Source organism: Streptococcus sp. sy018 (assembly GCF_007859185.1).
Taxonomy (GTDB): domain Bacteria; phylum Bacillota; class Bacilli; order Lactobacillales; family Streptococcaceae; genus Streptococcus.
In genome coordinates this window covers 22,765-46,571 of the sequence record NZ_VOHN01000006.1, presented here as the reverse complement: position 1 = coordinate 46,571, position 23,807 = coordinate 22,765, and the positions used below count along the sequence as shown (strand labels likewise).

Here is a 23,807-nt window from a genome sequence, read left to right as displayed (position 1 = left end):
GACCGAAACAACTGTTTCAGTCCTACTCGACCTACTTGGTACCAAATAAACGGTCACCTGCATCACCAAGACCAGGGACAATGTAACCATTCTCGTTTAATTTTTCATCCAAGGCTGCTGTGTAAATGTCAATATCTGGATGGGCTGCCTGTAATTTCTTTACTCCTTCTGGTGCCGCCACCAAACAAACAAATTTGATATTGGTTGCTCCACGTTTTTTAAGAGAATCTACAGCCAAAATAGCCGAGCCTCCTGTCGCCAACATCGGATCAACTAGAAAAATTTGACGTTGGTCAATATCTTCTGGTAACTTAACCAAGTATTCCACTGGCTCAAAGGTTTCTTCATCACGGTACATGCCAATATGACCGACCTTGGCTGCTGGAACTAGACTCAACAAACCATCAACCATACCAACACCAGCTCGTAAGATTGGCACAATCGCTAACTTTTTCCCTGTCAATTGTTTTTGGACAGTCTTAGTAATCGGTGTTTCAATCTCCACATCTTCTAGGGGAAGGTCACGAGAAACCTCATAACCCATTAACATGGCAATTTCATTAACCAATTCACGAAAGTCCTTGGTCGAGGTTGTTGTGCGACGCAAAATTGACAATTTATGTTGAATCAACGGATGTGAAATTACTTGAAAGTTACCCATAACAATCACCTCTATTATTTTTTTCTATTATAGCAGATTATTAACTGAAAATCTGCTATAAGGTTATGAAAATGAGAATTTTATGCGACTTCCTCTAGATTAGTCAATAATGATTCCAATATTTCTGAAAAGAGCTTTCTCCTCTTGGCTGACTTTTATTTTGTGCTATAATAAAAATCAGAAAGAAGACTAGAAACGATGTCAATGATTGAAGCTAAGGGTATCCATGTCACTTATCATAAACAAGAGATTCTCTCAAATTTAAGTACTAAATTAAACGATGGACAAATCACAACCATTATTGGTCCCAACGGCTGTGGAAAATCTACCTTGCTCAAGGCTTTATTGCGTCTAACACCTATTGAAAAAGGGCAAATTCTTCTGGATGGACAGGCTATTCATTCATTACCAACCAAGGACGTGGCTAAAAAAATTGCCCTTTTACCACAAACGCCACAAGTGCCAAAAGGGCTGTCAACCTATGAGTTGATTTCTTATGGTCGCTTTCCACATCAAAAGTATCTGGGTGGCCTTAGCAATGAAGACCGTGATAAAATTCATTGGGCTATGGAAATCACAAGGGTTACTCCTTTTGCCCAGACGGATGTTGACCAGTTATCAGGTGGGCAACGCCAACGTGTTTGGATTGCCATGGCTTTAGCCCAAGATACGCCAACGATTTTCTTAGATGAACCAACTACCTACTTGGATATGAATCATCAATTGGAAATTTTAGAGCTCTTACAAGACCTCAATCAGCAGCAAGGAAAAACCATTATTATGGTCTTACATGACTTAAATCTAGCTGCTCGTTTTTCTGACTATTTAATTACTATGAAAGAGGGCAAAATCCATCATCATGGAGTTGTTAACCAGGTCTTGACTAAGTCTGTCTTACGAGAGATTTTCCAAATCGATGCTCAAATCACAACCGATAAGCTTTCACAAAAACCGATTCTAATCAGTTATCAATTACACAAAGGAGTCTAAACATGAAAAAAATGACTAGCTTAGTTTTAACCCTTCTCATGATTATGGTTTTAGCAGCTTGTGGCAAGGCTACATCAAACAATCAATCTCTTTCTGATTCTGAGAATTTGCCTAAAATCGACGGCTTTACCTACTACGGTCAAGTTCCCCAGTCACCAAAACGAGTAGCTAGCTTATCTGCCAGCTATACTGGCTATCTCATGCAGTTAGGGCTTAATATCGTCGCTGCAACGACTTATGATTTGGATAATCCTGTGCTTAAAAAAGAACTAAGTCAAGCCAAAGAAGTCATGCCTACCGACCTTGAAGCTCTTGCTGCAACTAAACCTGATGTAATCATTGCAGGCACAACTGAAGCCAATCTTGAACAATTAGCCACAATTGCACCTGTTATCGCTGTTGACTATGGCAAACATGATTATTTACAAGTACTTTCTGATTTTGGACAAGTGTTTAACAAGGAAAAAGAAGCACAAGCCTGGCTTGATTCTTGGAAAACAAAGGTTACTCAAACCAAAGACAAGCTGACTAAAGCCATTGGTCAAGATAAAACGTTTACCCTCATTGGTTTAAGTGAAAAAGAAATCTATCTGTTTGGTAATAATTGGGGACGTGGCGGAGAAATTCTTTACCAAGCCCTTGGATTTAAGGCTCCTGAAAAAATCATTCAAGAAGTTTTCCCAAAGGGCTACCTCTCAATCTCTAAAGAAGTCTTAAGTGCTTATATGGGAGATTATGCTATTGTTGCAGCAGATTCAACCACTACTAATTCTGCTCTTTATGAAAGTGATCTCTGGCAAGCCATTCCTGCTGTTCAAAATGGTAATATCATCAAAGTTCCTGCCAATGCCTTTTACTTCAATGATCCTAAGGCTCTTGATTATCAGTTAGAGGTTTTAGAAAAAGCCATTCTAGCCACAAACAACTAGAAAGACATTATGACAACAAGTAAATCTTATTTTCAAACAAGGCCAAATCATTTTTGGCTTGTTTTTTTCATCAGTTTGATTAGTTTAGGACTGGGTAGCTATGCCAGCCTACGTTTTGGGGCTATTCGTTATAGCCATCAAGAAGTCATAACGATTTTAGCTCAACCTTTTTTAGAAAGCCAAGCTCAGAATATCATTATTGATAGCCGTTTTCCTCGTCTAATCGCCGCTTGTTTGGTAGGAGCAGGACTTGCGACCTCAGGTTTAATAACGCAAGCGGTTACTCAAAATCCTATTTCTGATCCAGGTTTACTGGGAATCAATGCTGGGGCAGGACTTGCCTTGGTCTTAGCTTATCTGCTAATTAAAAAACCACATTACAGCTTCATTTTACTTTTTTGTTTAATCGGTGCTAGTCTGGCTGCCCTTTTCGTTTTTGGATTAGCCTATCAAAAAAAAGCAAGCAACCATCAAATCCGTCTCATTTTAGCAGGAGCTATGATGACTACACTTTTTTCAGCCATAGGGCAAGTCATTACTATCACCAATCACTTATCTACTACCATCATTGGTTGGCAATCTGGCGGTCTAGTTGCTGTTAACTGGTCTATGATTACCTTCATAGCTCCTTTTATCCTTTTTGGTTTAGGTTCTGCTTTATTTTTTAGTCACCAACTCAATCTTCTTAACCTCGAAAAATCACTTTCTCAAGCCTTGGGGCAAAATATCAGACGCACCCAATTGCTTCTTTTAGCAATCGTTTTGCTTCTTTCAGCTAGCAGTGTCGCCTTAGTTGGTAACCTAGCCTTTATTGGTCTGCTCATTCCCCACTTAGCCAAACTGGTCATCAGACAACACTATCAGCAACTTCTTCCTTTAACTATGCTTTGGGGAGCAAGTTTTATGGTTTGGATTGATCTTCTCTGTCGCATGATCAATTCACCATACGAAACCTCACTAAATGCTGTTGTCAGTCTTATTAGCCTACCTTCTTTTCTAATTCTTATTAGAAAGGAACAAAATCTATGAAAACATCCCCTAATAAAGTCATCATTTTCCTGTTTTTTGTTGTACTATTTACCAGTATTTTGGCTCTGTCACTAGGAGAGAGTCAACTTAATTTTACTCAGCTCTTTAACCAATCCAATCAAACACAAAGTCAGCTCATTCTGTTTAACATACGTCTTCCTCGAATTTTGGCCAGCCTTATGGGAGGCGGCTCTCTGGCTCTCGCAGGTTTGTTATTGCAAACCCTTACTCAAAATCCACTAGCAGACTCAGGTATCTTGGGTATCAATGCTGGGGCAGGTTTGGTTATTGCAAGTTTACTAGCTTTTGGAAAATTAGAGTTTGCAATTAGCCAGTCCTTGCTTCCTAGTCTTACCATTCTTGGTAGCTATGCTACAATTCTTCTAGTCTATCTACTTTCTTATAAACCCAATCACAACATCAATCCCAATCGACTGATTATTGCTGGAGTCGGTATTTCCACCATGATGTCTAGTCTTATCGTAACCTTAGTTAGCTATGTAGATCGCTACAAGATTGATTACATCAATAACTGGCTAAGTGGACAAATCACGGGTGATAATTGGCAGAGTCTTTTGATTTGTAGTTTTCCCTTAGTCATATTATGGGGGCTAACTTACAGTCAATATCAAGCTTTAAATATCATGAACCTTAACGAATATACGGCAACTGCCTTAGGGCTTAACTTAAAAAAACAACGCTTGTTTATTCTTTTCCTAGCCACCTCCCTAGCTGCCATCAGTGTTATCTTGGTTGGCAATATCAGCTTTGTTGGTTTAATTGCTGGTCATAGTGTCAAGCGACAACTTGGGAATAATCATCTTCTAACCATTCCTACTAGTCTAATGGTCGGCATGCTCATCCTCCTAATCGCAGACACTTTGGGACGTATCTTCCTTGTTGGCATGGGGATTCCAACTGGTCTGCTAGTTGCTATCGTTGGTGCACCTTATTTTCTTTATCTGATGTTGAAAATGGACTAATAAATTCAAAAAGTTGAGCCAAAACTGGCTCAACTTTTTTACGCATTAAAACTCTCTGTTAATTGTGGGACTACTTGTTTCTTACGTGATACAGCACCTGGTAAAAAGGCATGATTGTTCTCCAATTTGAAGTTGAATGCCGCCTCAACCTTATCCATGTGTTGACCTAATGCCAAAATCTCTGAATTTGAATTAACAATATCTGTAATCATCAATACAAAATCTGAATAGCCATTAGCCTGATTAGCTGCTAACATGGCTGCCTCGATCTCTTCTTGACGTTCTAAAACTTCTGCAATATCAACAGTATTGACTTGAGCCACACGAACTGGATTGCCATTTAATTCAAATGTTTTAGCATCAATATCAATCAATTCTGCTGCTGACTTGCTAGCGAGATTTGTTCCTGCTTTCAATAGGGCTAAACCATAAGTTTCCAAATCAACCTCTGCCAATTCAGCCAGTTCTTTAGCCACTTGATGATCACTTTCTGCCGTTGTTGGTGATTTCAATAGAAGCGTATCTGAAATCAAACCTGACAACAATAGACCTGCCACTTCTTTTGGCAGTACTAGACCAGTCTCTTTAGCAGCACGATAAACAATTGATGACGCTGAACCTACTGGCTCTAAACGCATATAAAGTGGGTTGGCTGTTTCAAAATTCGCCACACGGTGATGGTCAACCACTGCCAAAATCTCAAGTTCTGCAATATCGCTAATTGATTGTTGGAATTCATTGTGGTCTGTCAAAATCACTTGACTCGCACCTGCTTCCTTAGCTGACGTTACCACAGTCGGTGCTTCAACACCAAAATAATCCAAGGCAAAGGCAGTTTCTTCGTTCGGAGTGCCTAAGGCTACTGCTTTAGCATCACGCCCCCAAGCGTTTTTCTCCAAATAAGCCCAACCATAAGATGATGCAATGGCATCCGTATCAGGATTTTGATGACCAAATACTAAAATCGACATGTCTTTTCTACCTCATATATTTCTAAGTTTGGCATTATTATACCAAAAATCAAGCCAAGTCGCAAAAGACTAGGAATGAATACGTTTCATATAGTTGGTATAGGTTTCTGTTTGCATCAAATCCTTAGCATTTTTGACACGGTCTGCTGTCGGTGGCTTAACACCAGCCAAGGCATAGGGAATCCCCAACTCTCGCCACTTAAATTCGCCCATGGTGTGATAAGGCAAAATCTCAAACTTATCCACATTTTTAAGGGTTTTGACGAACTGACCTAGCTCCACTAAATCTTGATCAATATCTGTCAAACCAGGCACTAAGACATGGCGAATCCAAACCGGAACTCCCTTATCTGATAGGTATTTAGCGCAGGCAATGATATTTTTATTGCTTTGGCTAGTCACAAATTTATGGCGTTCATCATTGATTTCTTTAATATCCAACAACACCAAATCCGTCACAGCTAGCAGTTTATCAAAAATTTCATGGTAGGCTGGCGTATCACGAAACGGCAAGGCACAGGTATCCAAGGTACAATGAATACCTAGTTTTTTAGCTTCCGTAAACAAGGCTGTGACAAACTCAATCTGAAGGAGAGCCTCACCACCAGAAACCGTAATACCACCTTCTTTGCCCCAAAAATGACGGTAAGACAAGGCTTCTTTCAAGACATCTTCAACCGTTCGTTCTTGAGAGTTATTGGTTTCCATTTCCCAAGTGTCTGGGTTATGACAATATTGACAACGCATCTTACAGCCCTGCATAAAAATAATGAAGCGAACGCCTGGACCATCCACTGTTCCAAAACTTTCTGTTGAATGCACCATACCTGTTACTTTTTTATAATCAATATCAGTCATCAAACCACCTCTTTTGAAAACGCTTTATAGTTTTATTATACTCCTTTTTTAGACAAAAAACTAGCTAAAATAAAAGAAAGACTTCACTTCGTCTTTCTCTTTTCTCTTAAAGTAAATCTTTCTTTTTCAAAAAACGGTTAAGATAGGCTACAAAAACAAGCATTAGAAAACCTGAAACGAAAAACACAGTCAAAATAGGAAAATACTCAAATAACAAGCCAAAAATCAAGGTCCCTACAGGAACTGATACCTGAACCAAAACATCAAGAATAGCAAAAATTCGACCTTGCTTACTTGGTGCGATCTGCTTTTGAAATAAGGTCAAAATAGGAATTCTACCTGCTGTCAAAGCCAAACCTATCATCAGATTGATAACGACTAAGAAAATCAATAAAAAGAACAGGTTATGTTTGAAAATCGTAACGCCAAAAACAATGGCAAAAAGACAAAATCCACTAACCAACCAACTCTTAATAATTAGACTGATCTTATCAGGATTGATTGAACGATAGGCAAAGACACTGCTGGCTAGTAGCATACCTATTGAAACACTTGCTTCTAAAATGCCCACTGCTAGACTATTTTCTGAAAAATAAGTGGTCACAATGATTGGAAAACCAATCACCAAGGCTGATAGAAGAAAATTCATGACCAACATGCCAAACAATAAAATCAGCAAGACTTTTTGGTCAAATAAATAAGACAAGGCAGCTTTCAATGTCTGCTCTTCCTTAGCATTTCCATCAACCATGTCATCGTCAAGCTGCTGAAATGGGCGATTGCTAAACGAGAGAAAACAAAGTGAGATTAAACCCAAACCTTCTAACAAAAGCTCCAAGCCAATCACCATATCTAAGGAAATTAAGGGATAAATTGCCCCTGCTACAACTGGACCAAGCAAGGATGAGGCAGAGTCAACGCTCTGAATCAAGCCATTAAACTGTCCAAGTTCTTCTTCTAACTCAACCAAATGAACAGCCGATGCCAATATCGTGGTTGATACTAGACTATCCATTAGATTCAGCAAGACCACAATCAAGATGACAATGAAAAAGTTTGGTGTCACTTGATTCATACTGAAAAAGAAACACATTGCCAAAATCAGCATACTAATGAGTTGAGCCATAAGCAATAGTGGTTTTTTAGGGTAACGATCCACCATAAGACCAATGACAGGTGTTCCCAATAAACTAACAACTGAACCAATCAAGACAATCTGACTAAAGGCAAGAGGGCTTTTAGTCTGCATGAGTACGGTCAAGGACAAGAAAAATGTCAACACCGCACTACCAAATTGTGTGAACAGAACGGTGAAAAATAACGGAAGTCTTACTCTAAGTGTCATTTGTTTACCTCCATTTGCTAACAAAGAAATCTTGTTGCTAGAAGATATGTAATTGTTCGTCTATCGTTAGTATATCTCAACAGACAAGACCTGTAAACCAAGAACTAAATAAGCATCAAAATAGGAACTGATGATTTAACCATCAATTCCTATGATTTATGATGTTAGTTGACTTGCTCATCAGTTTCTAATGGACTGACTAGCACTTTCAACTTGACGACACGACCATCTTTGACCTTATCATTGATAAAATCAAAGCGTTTATTTTGGCTATCAACTTGATAGCTTTCTTTAACGTCTTGATTAGGAATAGTGCCAATACCTGCTAGGTAAAAACCTGCAATGGTATCCACATCATCACTAACTAATTCACTTTCAAAATATTCGTTGAATTCGTTGAGTGTCATATTACCAAGGACAATATAGGTTTGATCGGCGATTTCTCGAACAGACTCTGCTGCCTTGTCTGTTTCATCATCGATTTCACCGACAATCTCTTCTAGCAAGTCTTCCAAGGTCACCAGACCTGATACGCCACCATATTCATCTAATAAAATCGCCATTTGTCGCTGATTGTTACGTAGAGTGGTCAAGAGATTATCCACAAAAATCGTTTCTGGCACAAAAAGTGGTTCTTGCAGTAATTGGCGAAGATTGATTTTGTCAAAACCTTGAGCAAAGGCTGCACTCAAAATATTTTTCGTATGAATCAAGCCGATAATCTTGTCTTTATCCCCATCATAAACAGGAATACGAGAATAGTTTTCTTTTAAGATTTCCTTAATCAACTCTGTGGTATCGTCATTGATGTCAACCATAAAGGCATCTGTCCTTGGCACCATCACTTCACGCGCCATGGTTTCATCTAAAGAAAAGACCCCTTGCAACATGCCAATTTCTTCAGCGTCCAATGTCGCCTCACTATTGGTCAACAGGTACTCAATCTCATCTCTAGTCATCTGCTCATTGGCATCATCAAAGGTCATTGGCGTTAGACGACTCAAAAGATTGGTTGATGCTGATAAGAACCAAACAAAGGGACTAACCAATTTACCCAAAAAGAGAATAATTGGGGCTGAGTAAATCGCCAAATTTTCCTTGAGGTTCATGGCAATTCGTTTAGGATATAGCTCACCAATTACAATCGAGATATAAGTCAAGAAAACCAAAGAAATAATATCTCCTGCCGTTTTCGCAGTTGTTGATTGGCCAAACCAAGACGCAATCACCGTTCCCAAGGAATCAGCAAAACTTGCCCCTGATAAGAGAGTAATGAGGGTAATACCGACTTGGATAGTTGACAGAAAATTATTGGGATTATCCAAAATTTTCAACAAACGGGCATAACGTTTATCTCCTTCGGCTGCCTTTTGCTCCACACGAGAACGATTGAGCGATACCATAGCCATTTCACTAGCTGAGAAAAAGGCATTGAATAAGGTGAGTAGTAATAATAATAAAAATTGCAATAACAAGGACTGACTGCTAGGGTCTTCCATTTTTCATCTCCTAATTTCTAAATAATCCAGTCTATTATATCATATTTTCCATAAATATCACGTTTTGAACGATTATCTCCTATCTGGATCTCCTTAATTTCTCAATCATAATCAAAAAAGGCGGCTGATTGATTTGATTAAGAGCCTGATAGGACATGACTGCAAAATCTTTTTGTGACAGACGTCTGACAAAATCAAGCAGGGAGTCTTTTTCTCTTTGCCCACCCTCATGACCATAATAGACCATAATTGAGATACGACCACCAAAAGATAAACGTTCTAAAATTTGTTCAAGAGCCAGCAAGGTGGTTTTGGGTTGAGTTGTTAAAGACTTGTCTGCTCTAGGCAAATAACCTAGATTGAAAATCGCACCATCAATTTTTTCCTTAACATAGTCTGCCACTTGCTCATGTCCTGCATGAATCAAGTTAGCCACCAGATTTTCTCTTGCCAATCGTTCTTGCGTCCAAACCAAAGCTTGCTTTTGAACATCAAAAGCATAAACCTTCCCCGCTGTTTTGGCCAAAAAAACTGTATCAAAACCTTGACCCATGGTTGCATCTACCACTACACTATCAGATGTTAATACCTCAGCTAAAAAATCGTGAGCCATGGCCAATGGTTTTTTCATCTCAAATCTCCTTCTTTTAATGAAATAAGGCTAGGGCTGACCTAACCTTATTTTATTTTTGCTTGGCTTGAAAACGCCATTTAAAACGCCAGCAATCATAGTAGGGAAATAACATATTCAAAATCGCATAGCCAACTAATAAACCTGCTAAAATATCTATTGGATAATGAACACCCAAGTAAACTCGAGATAGAGCTACCAAAACAATCAAGCTAGTCAAAACCAAACTAACAATCAGTCGTAAACCGCTTCTTTGGTTCAAACGTTGGTAACAAACAATCAAAATCGCACCAAAGATGACCATCGCTCCCAAAGCGTGTCCACTTGGAAAAGAATAACCGGATGCTGATACTAGATGTGGGATACTTGGACGTGGACGTTGATAAACTGATTTGAAAACAACAATTGCCAAGCCAGCTAAACTTGCACTAATTAACAAATAATAGGCTTCTGCTCGCCATTTTTTCAACCAAAAAACAAGGGCAGGAAAAATAGTCAGAGCTATTTGAACAGGTGGATTACCTAAAACAGTTATGTTTTGGAAAAAGTCTGTCCAAAAACTTGGTAGATCGCTTCTAAACTTCGCTTGTACAGTTTGATCAAAAGATAGAACGGTTTCTGGGTAAAATTTAATCACATAGCCCATGCAGACAAAAATGACCAAGGCAAATGTGCCACGAAGTAGGTAAGTTTCTTTATTTTTCATAACGATAAGTGGATAAAATAGGTTTCAATAAACGGTAAATGAGCGCAAAGGATAACGAAAAAATCAGTCCTTGAACAAGATTAAATGGTAAAACCATGCCAAAAAGATAAAGTGAGGTACCGATAAACTGACTAATATCAAAATTCGCCAATTTCGCATAAAGTGGGATACCATATACCCAGTTCAAGAGCAACATGCTAAGGGTTAAGACAACTGTTCCAACCAGGCTCGCCATCACATAGCGAGAGACCGTTTCCTTTTTTTTCCAAATCAATGCAAAGCAAGCCACAAAAATGGCCAAGGCTAGCACATTCATCGGCAAACCAATCCAATCATTGACCCCACGATTGTTTAGGACAAACTTGAGAACAGTTCGCAGACCTAAAATAAGGTAGGCTGTTTTAAGATCAAATAAGTACAACCCCAACAAAATAGGTAAAATACTCAACTCTACTTTCAAAAAATCAGCTCCTGGAATAATCGGAAAGCCAAAAAGCATTAAGCTAAAAGATAGGGCTGATAAAATGGCAATTAAAACCATCTGTCTTGTTTGTAACATAAAAAATTCCTCCAATTTTGACAAATTGGAAGAAGTAGCAAAGAGTACACTAAAAGACCCTTTGTCTTCTCCCATCCAGACTTTACTGTCGGTTGTGGAATCACACCACATCAGCTTACGCTCACGGACTTCTACATGCCACTGCACCTAGTCACCGCCGGTCGGGAATTTCACCCTGCCCTGAAGACCTCTTTAGTATATCATAAACTTACGGTTGGAACAATCATTTGAGCTTATCTTGCTCATAGGTATGTGCGAGTTCTAGTTGTGGAAAAGCTTGTTGACGCAAGGCTTCATAGACAATCATGCAGACCGTATTAGACACATTTAGGCTACGGACGTGTTGATCATTCATAGGGATTCGTAGGGCCTGATCAGCATGTTGACGCATAAAATCCTCTGGTAAGCCTGTATCTTCTCGACCAAACATAAAATAATGCGATTGATCATCATGATAATCAACCTCACTATAAACTTTCTCAGCAAATTTTGTGATCAGATGAAGTCGCCCTTGGCATTGCTCTAAAAAGTCGTCCAAGCTATCATAAAAATAAATCTCTAACTTATCCCAATAATCCAATCCTGCTCGCTTCATTTTCTTATCATCAATCGGAAAACCCATAGGTTTGATGATATGAAGTGGACTATTGGTTGCTGCACAAGTTCTAGCAATATTACCTGTATTGGCTGGGATTTGAGGCTGATACAAGACAATATGATTTTGTCTTTCAACCGTTACTTGTCTATCCTGGCTCAATTCTGCTAAATTCATCTTGATTAGTCCCCATTCTTTTGATTAAAAAAATAACCATGCCACCCGGATTAAATCAGCAGGCAACATGGTTGATAGCTCATTGACTTAAATCATAACAGGATTGAGTTAAACCAATGAGTGACTATCCTTATTATAACATGCTTAAACGGTCTGTCAATAGCTTTTTTGATAAATTTCTTAGACAAATAACGCATTTCGGTCAGAAAAATGTGCATTTTTGCTAAAAAAGGAGTATGATATAGGGTATATAAAAGGAGAAACAATCATGAAAATCATTGTTATTGGTGGAGGTAAGGTCGGCTCAGCCCTTTGCCAATCTTTAGTTGAAGAAAATCACGATGTGATTCTCATTGAAGAAAAAAAAGACGTCTTGAAACGTCTGACGAAACTTTATGATATTATGGGCATTGTTGGCAACGGAGCCAATTTTAAGATTTTAGAAGAAGCTGGAGTCAGTCACTGTGACATCTTTATCGCCTTGACTGAAAAAGACGAGGTCAACATGATTGCTGCTGTTTTAGCTAAGAAAATGGGAGCCAAGGAAACGATTGTTCGGATGCGTAATCCAGAGTATTCTAACTCTTACTTTAAGGATCGAAATTTTCTTGGTTTTTCAGCAGTTGTCAATCCTGAACTTCTGACAGCCCAATACATCGCCAACAGTGTTGAGTTTCCAAACGCCCAATCAGTAGAACATTTTGCGAATGGACGTGTTATGTTAATGGAATTTCACATCACCAAAAAGAGTCAGCTTTGTCATCTGACACTCAACCAATTTCGAAAACGATTTAACGGCTTAGTGGTTTGTGCCATCCAGCGTGATGATCAAGTTTTAATTCCCAATGGTGACGCAAAAATTCAGACTGACGACCATATCTTTGTTACAGGCAATCGTACTGAGATGATTCATTTTCACAACTATGTCAAAAAGAAAGAGGTCAAAAACATGATGCTAATTGGGGCAGGGAAAATTACCTATTATCTGCTCCATATTCTAAAAAACACCAATATCAAGGTGCGAGTCCTGGAAATCAATCCAGAGCGTGCGGCTTGGCTTAGTCAAGAATTTCCCCATCTGCATGTCATACAAGGCGATGGAACCGCCAAGGAAATTCTGCTAGAAGAAAATATCCAACACTATGATGCTGTGGCTACTCTGACAGGCTATGATGAAGAAAACATTATCACTTCCATGTTCTTAGAAACCTTAGGTGTGGACAAAAACATCACCAAGGTCAATCGTACTGCCCTACTAGAAATTATTGATGCCCAACCGTTTTCAAGTATCGTCGTTCCAAAACGCATTGCTGTCGATAGTATCATGCACTTTATTCGTGGACGTGTGAATGCCGAAGGCTCAAAACTAGACGCTATGCACCATGTCGCCAATGAACAGATTGAAACCCTACAATTTGAAATCAAGGAAGGCAATCCCTTGGCTGGACATCAACTAGCCGACATCCCGTTGCAAGAACATGTTTTGATTGCTGCCATTATTCGTAAAAATAGAACCCTCTTTCCAACTGGTCAAGACCATCTAGAAATCGGTGACAAAGTTGTTGTCATTACCTTATTAAAAAACATTTCTAGTATCAAAGATTTATTAGTGAGGTAAGCAAATGAATAAACGTATGATTAGTTATCTCCTTGCTAAATTGCTGTTAATTGAAGTTGGCTTGCTTGGTGTGCCTTTGATTACTTCTCTTATTTACCGAGAAAACCTAAAAATCACATTGTCTATCTTATTAACCATGACACTATTAACACTTTTAGGTCTCATTGGAACACACTTAAAACCACAAAATCAAAAACTCTATACCAAGGAAGGACTGATTATTGTTTCTCTTTGTTGGCTCCTTTGGTCTTTCTTTGGTGCCCTTCCTTTTGTTTTCTCTGGTCAAATCCCCAACTTAATTGACGCATTTTTTGAAATAACTGCTGGCTTCACCACAACTGGAGCAACCATCTTGCCATCAACGAATGTCTTATCCCATTCTCTCTTATTATGGCGAAGTTTTACCCAACTCATTGGAGGAATGGGGATGCTGGTCTTTGCCTTGGCTATCTTAGATAATTATCAAAATAACAATTTAGAAGTGATGCAGGCAGAAATGGCTGGACCTATTTTTGGTAAAATTGTGGCAAAACTAAAAAACACTGCTCAAATTCTCTACCTCATTTACTTCATTCTTTTTATTATTCTTACCATCATTTTATGGATTGCTGGACTCTCGTTCTATGATAGTTTGATAACCGCTATGGCAACAGCAGGAACCGGAGGCTTTGCCGGTTATGAAAACAACATCGCCTACCATAACAATCCAGTAGTCACTAACATTATTTCAGTTAGTATGATTTTGTTTGGTATCAACTTTAATCTCTACTATTTGCTACTTCTAGGTAAGATTCGTACTTTTTTCAAAAATGAAGAATTAAAACTTTATTTTTTTATCATTATTAGCAGTAGTCTAGCCATTTGGCTCAATGTAAAACATCTCTATCCGACACTCCCAGAATCAATAGAAAAAGTTTTCTTTCAAGTAGCCGCAACCATAAGCTCAACAGGTTTCAGTCACCCTGACATCAGCCCTTGGCCACTTTTTTCACAGACCATCTTAATTGGATTGATGTTTTGTGGAGGCATGGCTGGCTCAACTGCAGGTGGATTCAAGCTAATGCGGATACTCATATTACTAAAATTAGTTAAAAATCAAATGCTAGCAACCCTTTACCCCAATCGAGTGCTTACTCTCCATATCAATCAAACACCTTTGGATCGACAAACCCAAGATAGTATTCTTAGGTATTCGATTATTTACTTCATGATGCTAGCCGGCTTGATCTTGATTCTTAGTTTAGACACTAATGATTTTCTTGTTGCCTTTAGTGCGGCCCTATCAACCCTGAATAATATTGGCCCAATACTAGGCACATCGCAAAACTTCAATCTCTTTAGTCCCATAACTAAAGTCCTGCTTTCTATCATGATGATTGCTGGGCGTTTAGAAATTTATCCATTACTACTTTTCTTCTTACCTAGAACATGGTCTAAAATCTAAAAGCAAACAGGTTAACATCAATAAGATTTAACCTGTTTTTGATAGATTCGACTTGAAAAAGTTTGATTTTATCGTTATAATAGAAAGTATTGAATATAATTTGAAAGAGGCATCTCCTATGAAATCTTCCAAGAATGAAGCAGTCTATCTTGTTTTAACGATTTTGTGTGTCGTTTTTATTGGGGCCATTTATTTTCTATTTGGCAACATTCGTCAGACTCAACTTCCACCTACACCAAGTCCTTCAGTGACTGTAAGACAAGATACCAATCAAAATCTTGAAGCTGCCAAAGCTGCTGTAGAAGCTGCCGTGGCTAATCCTAGCGAAGAAAGCATCGCCTTAGCTCAAGGAGCTCTCCAACAAGTAGGAGATGAAAAAGACAAATTAGAACTACAAGCAAAACTTGATGATTTAAGTACTGAATTAACCAATCAACAAGTGGCTACAACAGCTGTTGAAACTGCTGAAGCTAGCTTAAATGACCAGGACATTCAAGCTGCCAGAGAAGCCATTGAACAATTAAAAGACGACAATAAGAAAAATGAATTGCAAGCAAGACTGGATGCTATTGCAACTGAAAATTAAGATAAAGGAGAGCAATTGATATGAAACGTAAAGAACTTATCTATAGTGGTATAACGCTCTTATTACTACTTGTTTTAGGAGTTAGCTACCTATCGTTAAACAAAAACACAACCAAGTCTTCCACATCAACTACTACACTAACATCTAGTAGCTCAACTAGCACACCTATTCCACCTGCATTAGAAAAACTCTTTCAATCTTTGGAAAACGACCCTAATCAAACTGGCATAACTCAAGCTCAAGCTGCCATTGATAAATTAACAGATCGAGATCAAAAAGAAAGTTTACAAAATCGACTAAATAAAATCAAGGCAAAACTCAAGCTAATTGAAAGTACAGAAAAAGCACTTCAAAGCGCTGAGAGAAATCCTAGTCAACGTACTATAAAAGCTGCTCAAGACGCCATCAACCGTATCACGATTCCTAGCAAAAAAGAAGAATTCCAAAAACGTTTGGATCAAATTAAAAAAGACTTTGAAAATGCCGATCAGTCTTCTGAATCAAGTAGTAGCCAAGAAGAAAGTAGTGAGTCAAGTTCAGAAACCAGTAACCAAGCTAGTTCAAGTGCTGAATCTAATCAAGAAAGTAGCCAAGCAACTACTACAGTTACAAATACTAATACGGATACTGAAAGTGTTAATTATAACAACACAACTTCTAATACAAATTATTACGTACCAAGTACCACTCAAACAACAAACTCATCTACAGCTAGCTCTACCGTTACACCTAGCGTTAGCGTAGAGGAAACACCTGCTGTATCAGAAACACCAGTAGAAGCTCCTACTGAAGTCCCAGCAGAAACTAACGTTGCTGATTCAGAAGTAGAAACATCTACCGCTGATTAATCATATCAAAAAAGCGTGTCTCACACGCTTTTTATCATCAATAAACTTAAAAAACCATCTCGCTTTACTCACGAGATGGTTTTAATATTAGATTTCATAACCCATCAAAATGCCACCATCTTCTGCATAAAAACTACATAAACCAGATGTTGCATGAAAGCTAATTTCTGCTTGGGGAAATTGACTCAAAATCTTCTCACTTAATTGTTGGCAGATTTTCTCATTGTTAGAATGAGCAATAACCACTTTACCACCTTGATAACCTGCCTTAATCATCTCTTCCAGACTAGCTAAAATGGCTTTTTTCTGACCGCGTGATTTTTGCAAGAGTTCCAAACGACCTTCTTGACTAGCCTCACCAACCATACGAATATTCAAAAGACCAACCACTGCTCCTACTAGCTTACTTAAACGGCCATTTTTAACTAAATTATCAACCTTAGCTAGAACAAAAAGCAATTTTGTCTTTTCTTGATAGGCTGTAATTTTATCAACCACTTCTTCAAAGGATAAGCCTGAAGCAATCAAGCGATTAATCTCCATCACTAGCAAGTCAATTTCACCACCTGCTGATAGGGAATCAATCAGATGAATCTTGATATTAGGATTTTCTTCTTTCAACATTTCAACAGCTAGACGAGCACTGTTATGACTACCTGATAGTGTCCCTGTAATCGTAATCGCAATCACATGGTCTGCTCCACGATAGGCTTGCAAGAAGGCGTCAGGACTAGGGCAACTTGAACTTGCTGCAGCAGAAGTTTGATACATGGTTTCCATCATTTTAGGAATGTCCAAGCCTTCATCATCTACAAAAATCTCATTACCGATTTGTAAGGTTAAAGGAACTCGCTCAAAACTGGTGTTAGGAGCTAAGTTTTCAATGTTTTTTAGATCGCAACCTGAGTCTGCAACAATTTTCCATGACATAATCATTTCTCACTTTTCTTAAAAATAAAATGCTTTCATTCTTATTATAACACCATTTGTATGAATCAGCTAGCAAAAAACATTTGATAATCAAAGGAGATTTTAGTCAAACAAGGGATTCAGCAAATAAGTTTTAATGGCCTTAGCAACTCCTGCTTCATTGTTAGAACTTGTTTGGTAACTTGTAATAGCTTTCACTTGCTCTGTTGCATTGCCCATAGCGACACCCAAACCTGCGTAAGCTAGCATTTCCAAATCATTATTACCATCACCGAGAGCCATAATATTTTCTGAACTCAAACCAAAATGACGAGCTAAATCTGCCAAAGCACTCGCTTTGGTAACTCCTTTAGGCATGGCTTCAAAAATATAAGGCTGACTACGAACAACTGAAAAAAGACTCGCTAATTTTTCTTCTTGTTCTTTTTGGAATTGGTCTAAAACACGCTCATCACCTAAAAACATGGCTTGAAAGATTGGTTCTTTCTTGGCTTTTAGGTCTGCTAAATCAATAGCGATCGCTTCTGTAAATACTAGACTAGCATCATAAGCAACAATTTCTGGCACATGATCGGCAAAAACATAGAAATGATTATCCGTGATTAAGGTTAAATAAATCCCAGAATACTCTTGTGCAATACCTAGTAAGAGTTCAATTTCTTCAAAACTCACCCCGTGAGTATCCACCAAGGACCAATCCTTTGTGGCATAGGTCGAACAACCATTGTTCAAAATAGCATAATCACCAATCCCCAATTCATCAAAATAAGGAATAACACCTGGCTTCATTCGACCCGTGCAAAGAACAATCTTCACACCCTTTTGAGCTACTTTCTGCAAGACCTCTTTATTGGCTTGCGGAATTTGTTTGTCGTCATTTAATAAAGTGCCATCCATATCAATCGCAATTAGTTTAATCATCATTTACTTCCTTACTCTGTTTTCTTTCATTATACCATAGAAAGCCTTTGCCAAGCTTTTTCATTACAAAAAACCAGCCGTAGCTGGTTTTCTTAGTCTTTACGTTCGAGTTCACGAAGCATTTGGTCGATCTTATTACCATACTCAATGGACTGGTCTTTGACAAAGACCAAATCAGGAATCTTATACATGGTTAGGCGTTTGCCCAATTCACGTTTGATGGTTCCTGTGGCTTTTTCCAAGCCTTTTTGAGCCTTTTGATTATCTGAAGCCAAGTCGCTTAAAATAGTATAGTAAACCTTTGCGGCTGACAAATCACCAAGCATCTGGACATCTGTCACCGTTACCCCTGAAACTCTGGGATCTCTTACTTTTTTTTGTAAAATATCGTTGACTTCACGTTTGACTTCCATGCCAACACGGTCAACACGAAATGAATTTGCCATGCTAACTCCTTTCTGCTTAGCTAGCTGAATTAGCGTTTGATTTCTTCCATGATGTAGGCTTCAATGGTGTCATCGACTTGTAGGTCATTGAAATTCTCAATCATCAGACCACCTTCACGACCATTCCCCACTTCTTTAACATCATCTTTATAATGTTTCAAACTCACAAGGGCACCGTCATGAATAACCACACCGTCACGGATAACGCGAACCTTAGAATCACGCGTTACCTTACCATTGATAACCATAAAGCCACCGATTGTACCAACCTTAGAAATCTTGTAAGTTTCACGGATAAGGGCTTCACCGATTACTTTTTCTTGGAATTCTGGATCTAGCATACCCTTCATGGCATCTTCAACTTCTTCAATGACTTTGTAAATGATGCTATGTAGGCGAATATCAACATCATCTGCATCGGCTTGTTGACGCGCTTGTGGTGTCGGACGAACATTGAAACCAATCACAATGGCATTACTTGCCTCAGCTAGAGTCACATCTGATTCACTGATGGCACCAACTGCTGAATGGACAACATTAACCTTAACGCCTTCGACATCAATCTTGAGAAGAGATGAGGCTAGGGCTTCAACAGAACCTTGCACGTCTGCCTTGATGATAACGTTAACTGACTTAACTTCTCCAGCTTTAAGGGTATCAAAAAGATTTTCCAGACTGACACGTTGAGTGGCTTGACGTTGTTTCAACAAGGCACGTTTGGCACGTTCTTCACCCGCAGCACGCGCAGCTTTTTCATCTTCATAAACGGCAAAATGGTCACCTGCCATAGGAGCTTCGTTAAGACCTGTAATCGAAACTGGGGCAGATGGGCCTGCCACCTTAACACGACGGCCAAGGTCATTTGTCATGGCACGCACACGACCAAAGGTATTTCCGACAACGATAGGGTCTTGAACATTAAGTGTTCCCTGTTGCACAAGAAGGGTAGCAACTGCTCCTTTTCCTTTATCCAAACGAGCCTCGATAACCGTACCGATAGCACGAACTGTTGGGTCAGCCTTCAATTCTTGGATTTCTGCAACAAGAAGAACCGTATCCAACAATTCTTCAATGTTTTGACCGAATTTCGCTGAAATTTCAACAAATTCACAATCTCCACCCCAAGCTGTTGAGATGACACCATGTTCAGCCAATTCACCAATCACACGCTCTGGATTTGCTCCTGGTTTGTCAATCTTGTTAATCGCCACAATAATCGGCACATCAGCTGCTTTAGCATGATTGATAGCTTCGATAGTCTGAGGCATAACACCGTCATCAGCAGCGACAATTAAGATGGTAATGTCTGTGACAGAAGCACCACGAGCACGCATGCTAGTAAAGGCCGCATGTCCTGGGGTATCAAGGAAAGTGATCAACTTACCATTTTCTTCAATCTGATAAGCACCGATATGTTGTGTGATTCCACCCGCTTCGCCTGTTGCGACACGAGAATTTCTCAAGGTATCTAGCAAAGTGGTTTTACCATGATCGACGTGTCCCATGATGGTAACGACTGGTGCACGCTCTACCATATTTTCTGGGTTGAGATACGACTCATCAACAAAGAAACGCTCAATATCTGCATTATCAACTTCGACCTTAGCCTTAGCTTCAATGCCATAATCTACCATCAATAGTTCGATGGTATCACCATCTAAAGATTGGTTTTGTGTCGCCATCACCCCCATCATAAAGAGTTTTTTGACGATTTCTGCTGGTTCACGTTTGATACGTTTAGCAATCTCTGCAACGGTCATGCCTTCTGTGTATTCAAACTCTTTTGGCAATTCATGGAATTTGCGTTCGGTTATCGCCTTAGGAGCTTCTTGACGATTTTGTTTACCTTTTTTCTTCTTATTTGGGTTCCAGTTACTATTTCTTTGATTTCTCACTTGATTTTGATTATTCCAACTCTTCTTATTCTTGTTTTGTTTTGGTCCGTCTTCATTTTCATGACTAAAATCACGAGATTTTTCTGGACGGGCTTTTTTACGACGAGTATCAGTCGCTGTTTGTGCAACTTCTACCACTGCTGGAGCAGGCTTAGTTGGCTCAACTACCTGCTTCATTTGTGCTTTTTGAGCTTCTTTTTTAGCTTGACGTGCTAATTCTCGTTCTTTTTCTGCCTTTAATTTAGCTGCTTCATTTTCACGGAAACGGCTCTCACTCTGACGAGCATACTCGGCATTTTGTTCAGCTTTAAGAGCAGCAGCACGTGCCTTGAAATCAATTCTTGGTGATTGTGCTGACGTTTGCTGAGTCGGTCGTTTTGGTTGGTCTTGTCTGGTTTGACCCTGACGTTTTTCTTGGCTATAAGACTGACGACCGGCTTCTTTATTGGTCTTTGTTGACGCATTTTGAGCCTGTTTGCTTACTCGACCTTGTTGATTTGAACGATTTTGTTTGCGACGTTCTGCTTCAGCCTTAGCTCTAGCCTCTCGCTCAGCCTTAAAATTACGACTTTGTGGCTTAACAGCTTTTTGTTCAGCTACTTGTTCTACTTTTTCAGAGCTTGGAACAACTTTTTCACTTACTGTTGCAACAGTTGTTTTTTCCACCACAGGTGTTGTCTGTTTTGACGCAACTTTTTTATCGTTAAAGCTGGCAATAATTTTCTTGGCATCTGTTTCTTCAACTGAAGAGGAATGGCTCTTAACTGCCATGCCTAAATCTTTGGCACGCTCAACCACTTCCTTACTTGCCTTACCAAGTTCCTTGGCAATTTCGTATAATCTTTTCTTAGACAATTGGTGTCCTCCTATTCTCTAGTCCATAAGAGTCCTCATTTTCTTAATAAATCCAGCATCTGTGATTGCAACGACTTTTCTAGCTTTGCCCAGTGCTGTGCTTAATTCCAGTGTCGAAAACACTGTAGAGACTTCTATATCATAATAACGACTTTTATCAGTTACTGTCTTTGTTAAATTACTAGCTGCATCATTCGCAAGAAAAATCAGTCTGACTTGTTGGTGTTGAATGGCCTTAACCACCAACTCCTCACCAGAAATCACACGACCTGCTCGCTGTGCCAAGCCTAGCAAATTTGACAATTTTTCTTTATTATTCAAGACCTAATTCTCTTCTTTTTACCTTATGATCCACATAAGCAATCAGTTCATCATAAAAAGTTTCTGGCACTTCCATAGAAAAGCTTCGATTAAAAACTTGTTTTTTCTTGGCTAACTGTGCTTCTTGATTGTCCAACTTAATATAGGCACCTCGGCCATTTTTCTTGCCTGTTGGGTCAATAAAGACTTCGCCTTCCTTGGTTTTAACAATGCGAAGCAAATCTCGTTTGTCAATCACTTCACCAGAAACAACAGATTTTCGTAAAGGTATTTTTCTTACTTTTGCCATCAAACACCTCTCCAATAGTTTATTCTGTAACGTCTTCTGTTTGTTCAGGAATTACTTCTTCTACACTTGAAAAAGGTTCATTTTCCATTGCTTCATATTCAGAAGCTGATTTGATGTCAATACGATAGCCTGTCAAATGAGCCGCTAGACGTACATTTTGCCCGCGACGACCAATGGCAAGCGATAGCTTATTATCAGGTACCACAACTGTCGCGTGCTTACTGTTATTTTCATCAAAGATAACATAGTCCACTTCAGCTGGTGCAATCGCATTGTAAATAAACTCTGCAGGATCTTCTACCCATTGGATGACATCAATATTTTCTTCTACAGGAACCAATAAACCTGTCTTTTGATCAAGACGTTTAGGGTGGAATTTACTCACTACCTTTTTGATGTTAGCACCACCACGACCAACAATAGTTCCAATCGCTTCAACATTAGGATTATGGCTACGAACCGCTACCTTGGTACGATCTCCTGCCTCACGCGAAACGCTCATGATTTCTACTGTGCCATCAAAAACTTCTGGAATTTCTTGTTCCATCAAGCGTTTGATAAATTCTGGGTGACTTCGGCTCACAAAAACATTGACGCCACGAGGATTATTTTCAACCTTGTAAACGTAAACTTCGATGCGATCATGAGATTTGAAAATTTCACCTGGAATCTGGTCTTGCTTAGATAACTGAGCTTCAATCGAACCTAGATTAACATAGATAAAGCGATCATCGAAACGTTCAACCGTTCCCGTCATAATTTCACGTTCATGCTGCTTGTACTCGTTAAAGGTCACCTCTCGCATTTGACGACGCATGCGTTCCATAATCGTTTGTTTAGCTGATTGGGCAGCCACACGACCAAATTCGGTTACTGATTCTTCAAAGCGAATGCAATCGCCTAATTCATAGACAGGGTTAATGGCAAGGGCGTCTTTTAGACTGATTTCCAAACGACTATCAAAGACCTCATCAACCACTTCACGCACTGTATAAACCTGAAAATCTCCAGTTTTTTCGTTAAATTCAACAACAGCACTTTCAGATTGGCCATAACGACGGCGATAGGCTGATTTTAGAGATTCAGTCACTGCCTCAATAATATCTGCTTTATTAATGTGTTTTTCTTCTTCCAAAATACGGAAGGCTTCTAACATTTCTTTAGTCATAATCTTGGTCTTTTCGACCTTCCTTTCTAAAATTTCACTGCAAGACGAGCCTTAGCCACCATCTTGTAAGGAATCTCAACTGTTTTTTGACGAGTCTTATCCAAGTAAGCCATTTTCAAGGTTTCACCATCAAAAGACAACAAATCGCCTTCAAAAATCTTAACCTTATCAATGGCTTGATAAAGACTGACATTGATATATTTCCCAATAGCTGCAGTAAGACTATCCTTGGTTTTCAAAGGACGTTCCAAGCCTGGACTAGACACTTCCAAAAAATACTGGTCAGGAAACGGGTCAGGCTGAATTGTGTCTAAAAGCGGGCTAATAATCTCTGTCAATTCTGCCGTGTCTTCTACGCTAATCCCCTCAGGTTTATCAACGAGTACAGACAACACATAATCGCCACCCATTTTTCCGTACTCAATATCCACTAGCTCAAACGGCTCTGGAATTGCTGGCGCAATGACTTCTGTCACCTGTTCAATAAGTGATGCCATGGCATACCTCCTTGTATAGCTAAGAGGACCAAGATACACCTTAGTCCCCCTCTTCT

The 23,807-nt window shown here is 39.1% G+C and carries 25 protein-coding genes and 1 riboswitch; of the genes, 8 read left to right on the top strand and 17 right to left on the bottom strand.

From position 1 onward, the window contains the following. Positions 1-31 precede the first annotated feature (31 nt). Positions 32-661 carry a uracil phosphoribosyltransferase gene (upp, locus tag FRX52_RS05310; protein ID WP_146496459.1) on the bottom strand — a complete coding sequence of 210 codons (630 nt, stop codon included), beginning with the start codon at positions 659-661 and terminating at the stop codon, positions 32-34. A 198-nt stretch (positions 662-859) separates the two neighbouring features. On the opposite strand from upp, the gene FRX52_RS05305 reads away from it, so the two are divergent. Genes FRX52_RS05305 through FRX52_RS05290 form a run of 4 tightly spaced genes read left to right on the top strand, consistent with a single transcriptional unit; the run spans position 860 to position 4,592 of the window. After that, positions 860-1,651 carry an ABC transporter ATP-binding protein gene (locus FRX52_RS05305; protein ID WP_146496461.1) on the top strand — a complete coding sequence of 264 codons (792 nt, stop codon included), beginning with the start codon at positions 860-862 and terminating at the stop codon, positions 1,649-1,651. Between the two features lie 2 nt (positions 1,652-1,653). Further along, positions 1,654-2,580 carry an iron-hydroxamate ABC transporter substrate-binding protein gene (locus tag FRX52_RS05300; RefSeq protein ID WP_146538765.1) on the top strand — a complete coding sequence of 309 codons (927 nt, stop codon included), beginning with the start codon at positions 1,654-1,656 and terminating at the stop codon, positions 2,578-2,580. 9 nt (positions 2,581-2,589) lie between these two features. Then, positions 2,590-3,609: an iron ABC transporter permease gene (locus FRX52_RS05295; protein WP_146538764.1), complete on the top strand. Its 1,020-nt coding sequence runs from the start codon at positions 2,590-2,592 to the stop codon at positions 3,607-3,609. Further along, positions 3,606-4,592 (top strand): iron ABC transporter permease, encoded by a 987-nt coding sequence (locus FRX52_RS05290; protein ID WP_146496467.1) that lies wholly within the window; start codon positions 3,606-3,608, stop codon positions 4,590-4,592. The genes FRX52_RS05295 and FRX52_RS05290 overlap by 4 nt, the downstream gene beginning before the upstream one ends. A 38-nt stretch (positions 4,593-4,630) precedes the next feature. On the opposite strand, the gene FRX52_RS05285 is transcribed toward FRX52_RS05290, so the two are convergent. The 8 genes from FRX52_RS05285 to FRX52_RS05250 all read right to left on the bottom strand — a co-directional run bounded on the left by FRX52_RS05285 (position 4,631) and on the right by FRX52_RS05250 (position 11,933). Beyond that, positions 4,631-5,563: a manganese-dependent inorganic pyrophosphatase gene (locus FRX52_RS05285; protein WP_146538763.1), complete on the bottom strand. Its 933-nt coding sequence runs from the start codon at positions 5,561-5,563 to the stop codon at positions 4,631-4,633. Positions 5,564-5,632: 69 nt separating this feature from the next. Beyond that, positions 5,633-6,421 (bottom strand): pyruvate formate-lyase-activating protein, encoded by a 789-nt coding sequence (gene pflA, locus FRX52_RS05280; RefSeq protein WP_146538762.1) that lies wholly within the window; start codon positions 6,419-6,421, stop codon positions 5,633-5,635. A 106-nt stretch (positions 6,422-6,527) separates the two neighbouring features. Then, complete coding sequence (locus FRX52_RS05275; RefSeq protein WP_146538761.1) at positions 6,528-7,766, bottom strand: MFS transporter; 1,239 nt, start codon at positions 7,764-7,766, stop codon at positions 6,528-6,530. Positions 7,767-7,930: 164 nt separating this feature from the next. Further along, positions 7,931-9,265 carry a hemolysin family protein gene (locus FRX52_RS05270; protein ID WP_146461920.1) on the bottom strand — a complete coding sequence of 445 codons (1,335 nt, stop codon included), beginning with the start codon at positions 9,263-9,265 and terminating at the stop codon, positions 7,931-7,933. 79 nt (positions 9,266-9,344) lie between these two features. Beyond that, positions 9,345-9,896 (bottom strand): class I SAM-dependent methyltransferase, encoded by a 552-nt coding sequence (locus FRX52_RS05265; RefSeq protein ID WP_146538760.1) that lies wholly within the window; start codon positions 9,894-9,896, stop codon positions 9,345-9,347. 52 nt (positions 9,897-9,948) lie between these two features. Further along, positions 9,949-10,602 carry a phosphatase PAP2 family protein gene (locus tag FRX52_RS05260; RefSeq protein WP_146538759.1) on the bottom strand — a complete coding sequence of 218 codons (654 nt, stop codon included), beginning with the start codon at positions 10,600-10,602 and terminating at the stop codon, positions 9,949-9,951. Continuing rightward, entirely contained in the window at positions 10,592-11,161 is a 570-nt protein-coding gene (locus tag FRX52_RS05255; RefSeq protein ID WP_146461915.1) for an ECF transporter S component, read from the bottom strand. Before FRX52_RS05255 ends, FRX52_RS05260 begins: the two co-directional genes overlap by 11 nt. A 59-nt stretch (positions 11,162-11,220) precedes the next feature. Beyond that, positions 11,221-11,353: riboswitch (FMN riboswitch) on the bottom strand. Between the two features lie 31 nt (positions 11,354-11,384). Then, entirely contained in the window at positions 11,385-11,933 is a 549-nt protein-coding gene (locus FRX52_RS05250) for a tRNA (cytidine(34)-2'-O)-methyltransferase (protein WP_146538758.1), read from the bottom strand. 268 nt (positions 11,934-12,201) lie between these two features. Here FRX52_RS05250 and trkA point away from each other — a divergent pair, with 268 nt between their 5' ends. From trkA to FRX52_RS05230, 4 genes are all read left to right on the top strand, one after another. Beyond that, complete coding sequence (trkA, locus tag FRX52_RS05245; RefSeq protein ID WP_146538757.1) at positions 12,202-13,551, top strand: Trk system potassium transporter TrkA; 1,350 nt, start codon at positions 12,202-12,204, stop codon at positions 13,549-13,551. Positions 13,552-13,555: 4 nt separating this feature from the next. Next, positions 13,556-14,995 (top strand): TrkH family potassium uptake protein, encoded by a 1,440-nt coding sequence (locus tag FRX52_RS05240; protein WP_146538756.1) that lies wholly within the window; start codon positions 13,556-13,558, stop codon positions 14,993-14,995. Between the two features lie 118 nt (positions 14,996-15,113). Further along, positions 15,114-15,581: a hypothetical protein gene (locus tag FRX52_RS05235; RefSeq protein ID WP_146496489.1), complete on the top strand. Its 468-nt coding sequence runs from the start codon at positions 15,114-15,116 to the stop codon at positions 15,579-15,581. A gap of 20 nt (positions 15,582-15,601) precedes the next feature. Continuing rightward, positions 15,602-16,429: a hypothetical protein gene (locus FRX52_RS05230; protein WP_146538755.1), complete on the top strand. Its 828-nt coding sequence runs from the start codon at positions 15,602-15,604 to the stop codon at positions 16,427-16,429. Between the two features lie 87 nt (positions 16,430-16,516). Here FRX52_RS05230 and FRX52_RS05225 read toward each other — a convergent pair whose 3' ends face one another. The 8 genes from FRX52_RS05225 to rimP form a co-directional block, all read right to left on the bottom strand. After that, complete coding sequence (locus FRX52_RS05225) at positions 16,517-17,359, bottom strand: DegV family protein (protein ID WP_146538754.1); 843 nt, start codon at positions 17,357-17,359, stop codon at positions 16,517-16,519. A 102-nt stretch (positions 17,360-17,461) separates the two neighbouring features. After that, positions 17,462-18,280, bottom strand: coding sequence for a Cof-type HAD-IIB family hydrolase (locus FRX52_RS05220; RefSeq protein WP_146538753.1), 819 nt, complete (start codon positions 18,278-18,280; stop codon positions 17,462-17,464). Positions 18,281-18,372: 92 nt separating this feature from the next. Further along, positions 18,373-18,726 (bottom strand): 30S ribosome-binding factor RbfA, encoded by a 354-nt coding sequence (gene rbfA, locus FRX52_RS05215; RefSeq protein ID WP_146461898.1) that lies wholly within the window; start codon positions 18,724-18,726, stop codon positions 18,373-18,375. Positions 18,727-18,755: 29 nt separating this feature from the next. Beyond that, positions 18,756-21,476: a translation initiation factor IF-2 gene (infB, locus tag FRX52_RS05210; protein ID WP_146538752.1), complete on the bottom strand. Its 2,721-nt coding sequence runs from the start codon at positions 21,474-21,476 to the stop codon at positions 18,756-18,758. 18 nt (positions 21,477-21,494) lie between these two features. Continuing rightward, positions 21,495-21,797, bottom strand: coding sequence for a YlxQ-related RNA-binding protein (locus FRX52_RS05205; protein WP_146538751.1), 303 nt, complete (start codon positions 21,795-21,797; stop codon positions 21,495-21,497). Next, entirely contained in the window at positions 21,790-22,086 is a 297-nt protein-coding gene (gene rnpM, locus FRX52_RS05200) for an RNase P modulator RnpM (protein ID WP_146496503.1), read from the bottom strand. Before rnpM ends, FRX52_RS05205 begins: the two co-directional genes overlap by 8 nt. Before the next feature lie 19 nt (positions 22,087-22,105). Continuing rightward, positions 22,106-23,254 (bottom strand): transcription termination factor NusA, encoded by a 1,149-nt coding sequence (nusA, locus tag FRX52_RS05195; RefSeq protein WP_146538750.1) that lies wholly within the window; start codon positions 23,252-23,254, stop codon positions 22,106-22,108. A 26-nt stretch (positions 23,255-23,280) separates the two neighbouring features. Then, entirely contained in the window at positions 23,281-23,751 is a 471-nt protein-coding gene (rimP, locus tag FRX52_RS05190) for a ribosome maturation factor RimP (RefSeq protein ID WP_146538749.1), read from the bottom strand. Between the last annotated feature and the right edge of the window lie 56 nt (positions 23,752-23,807).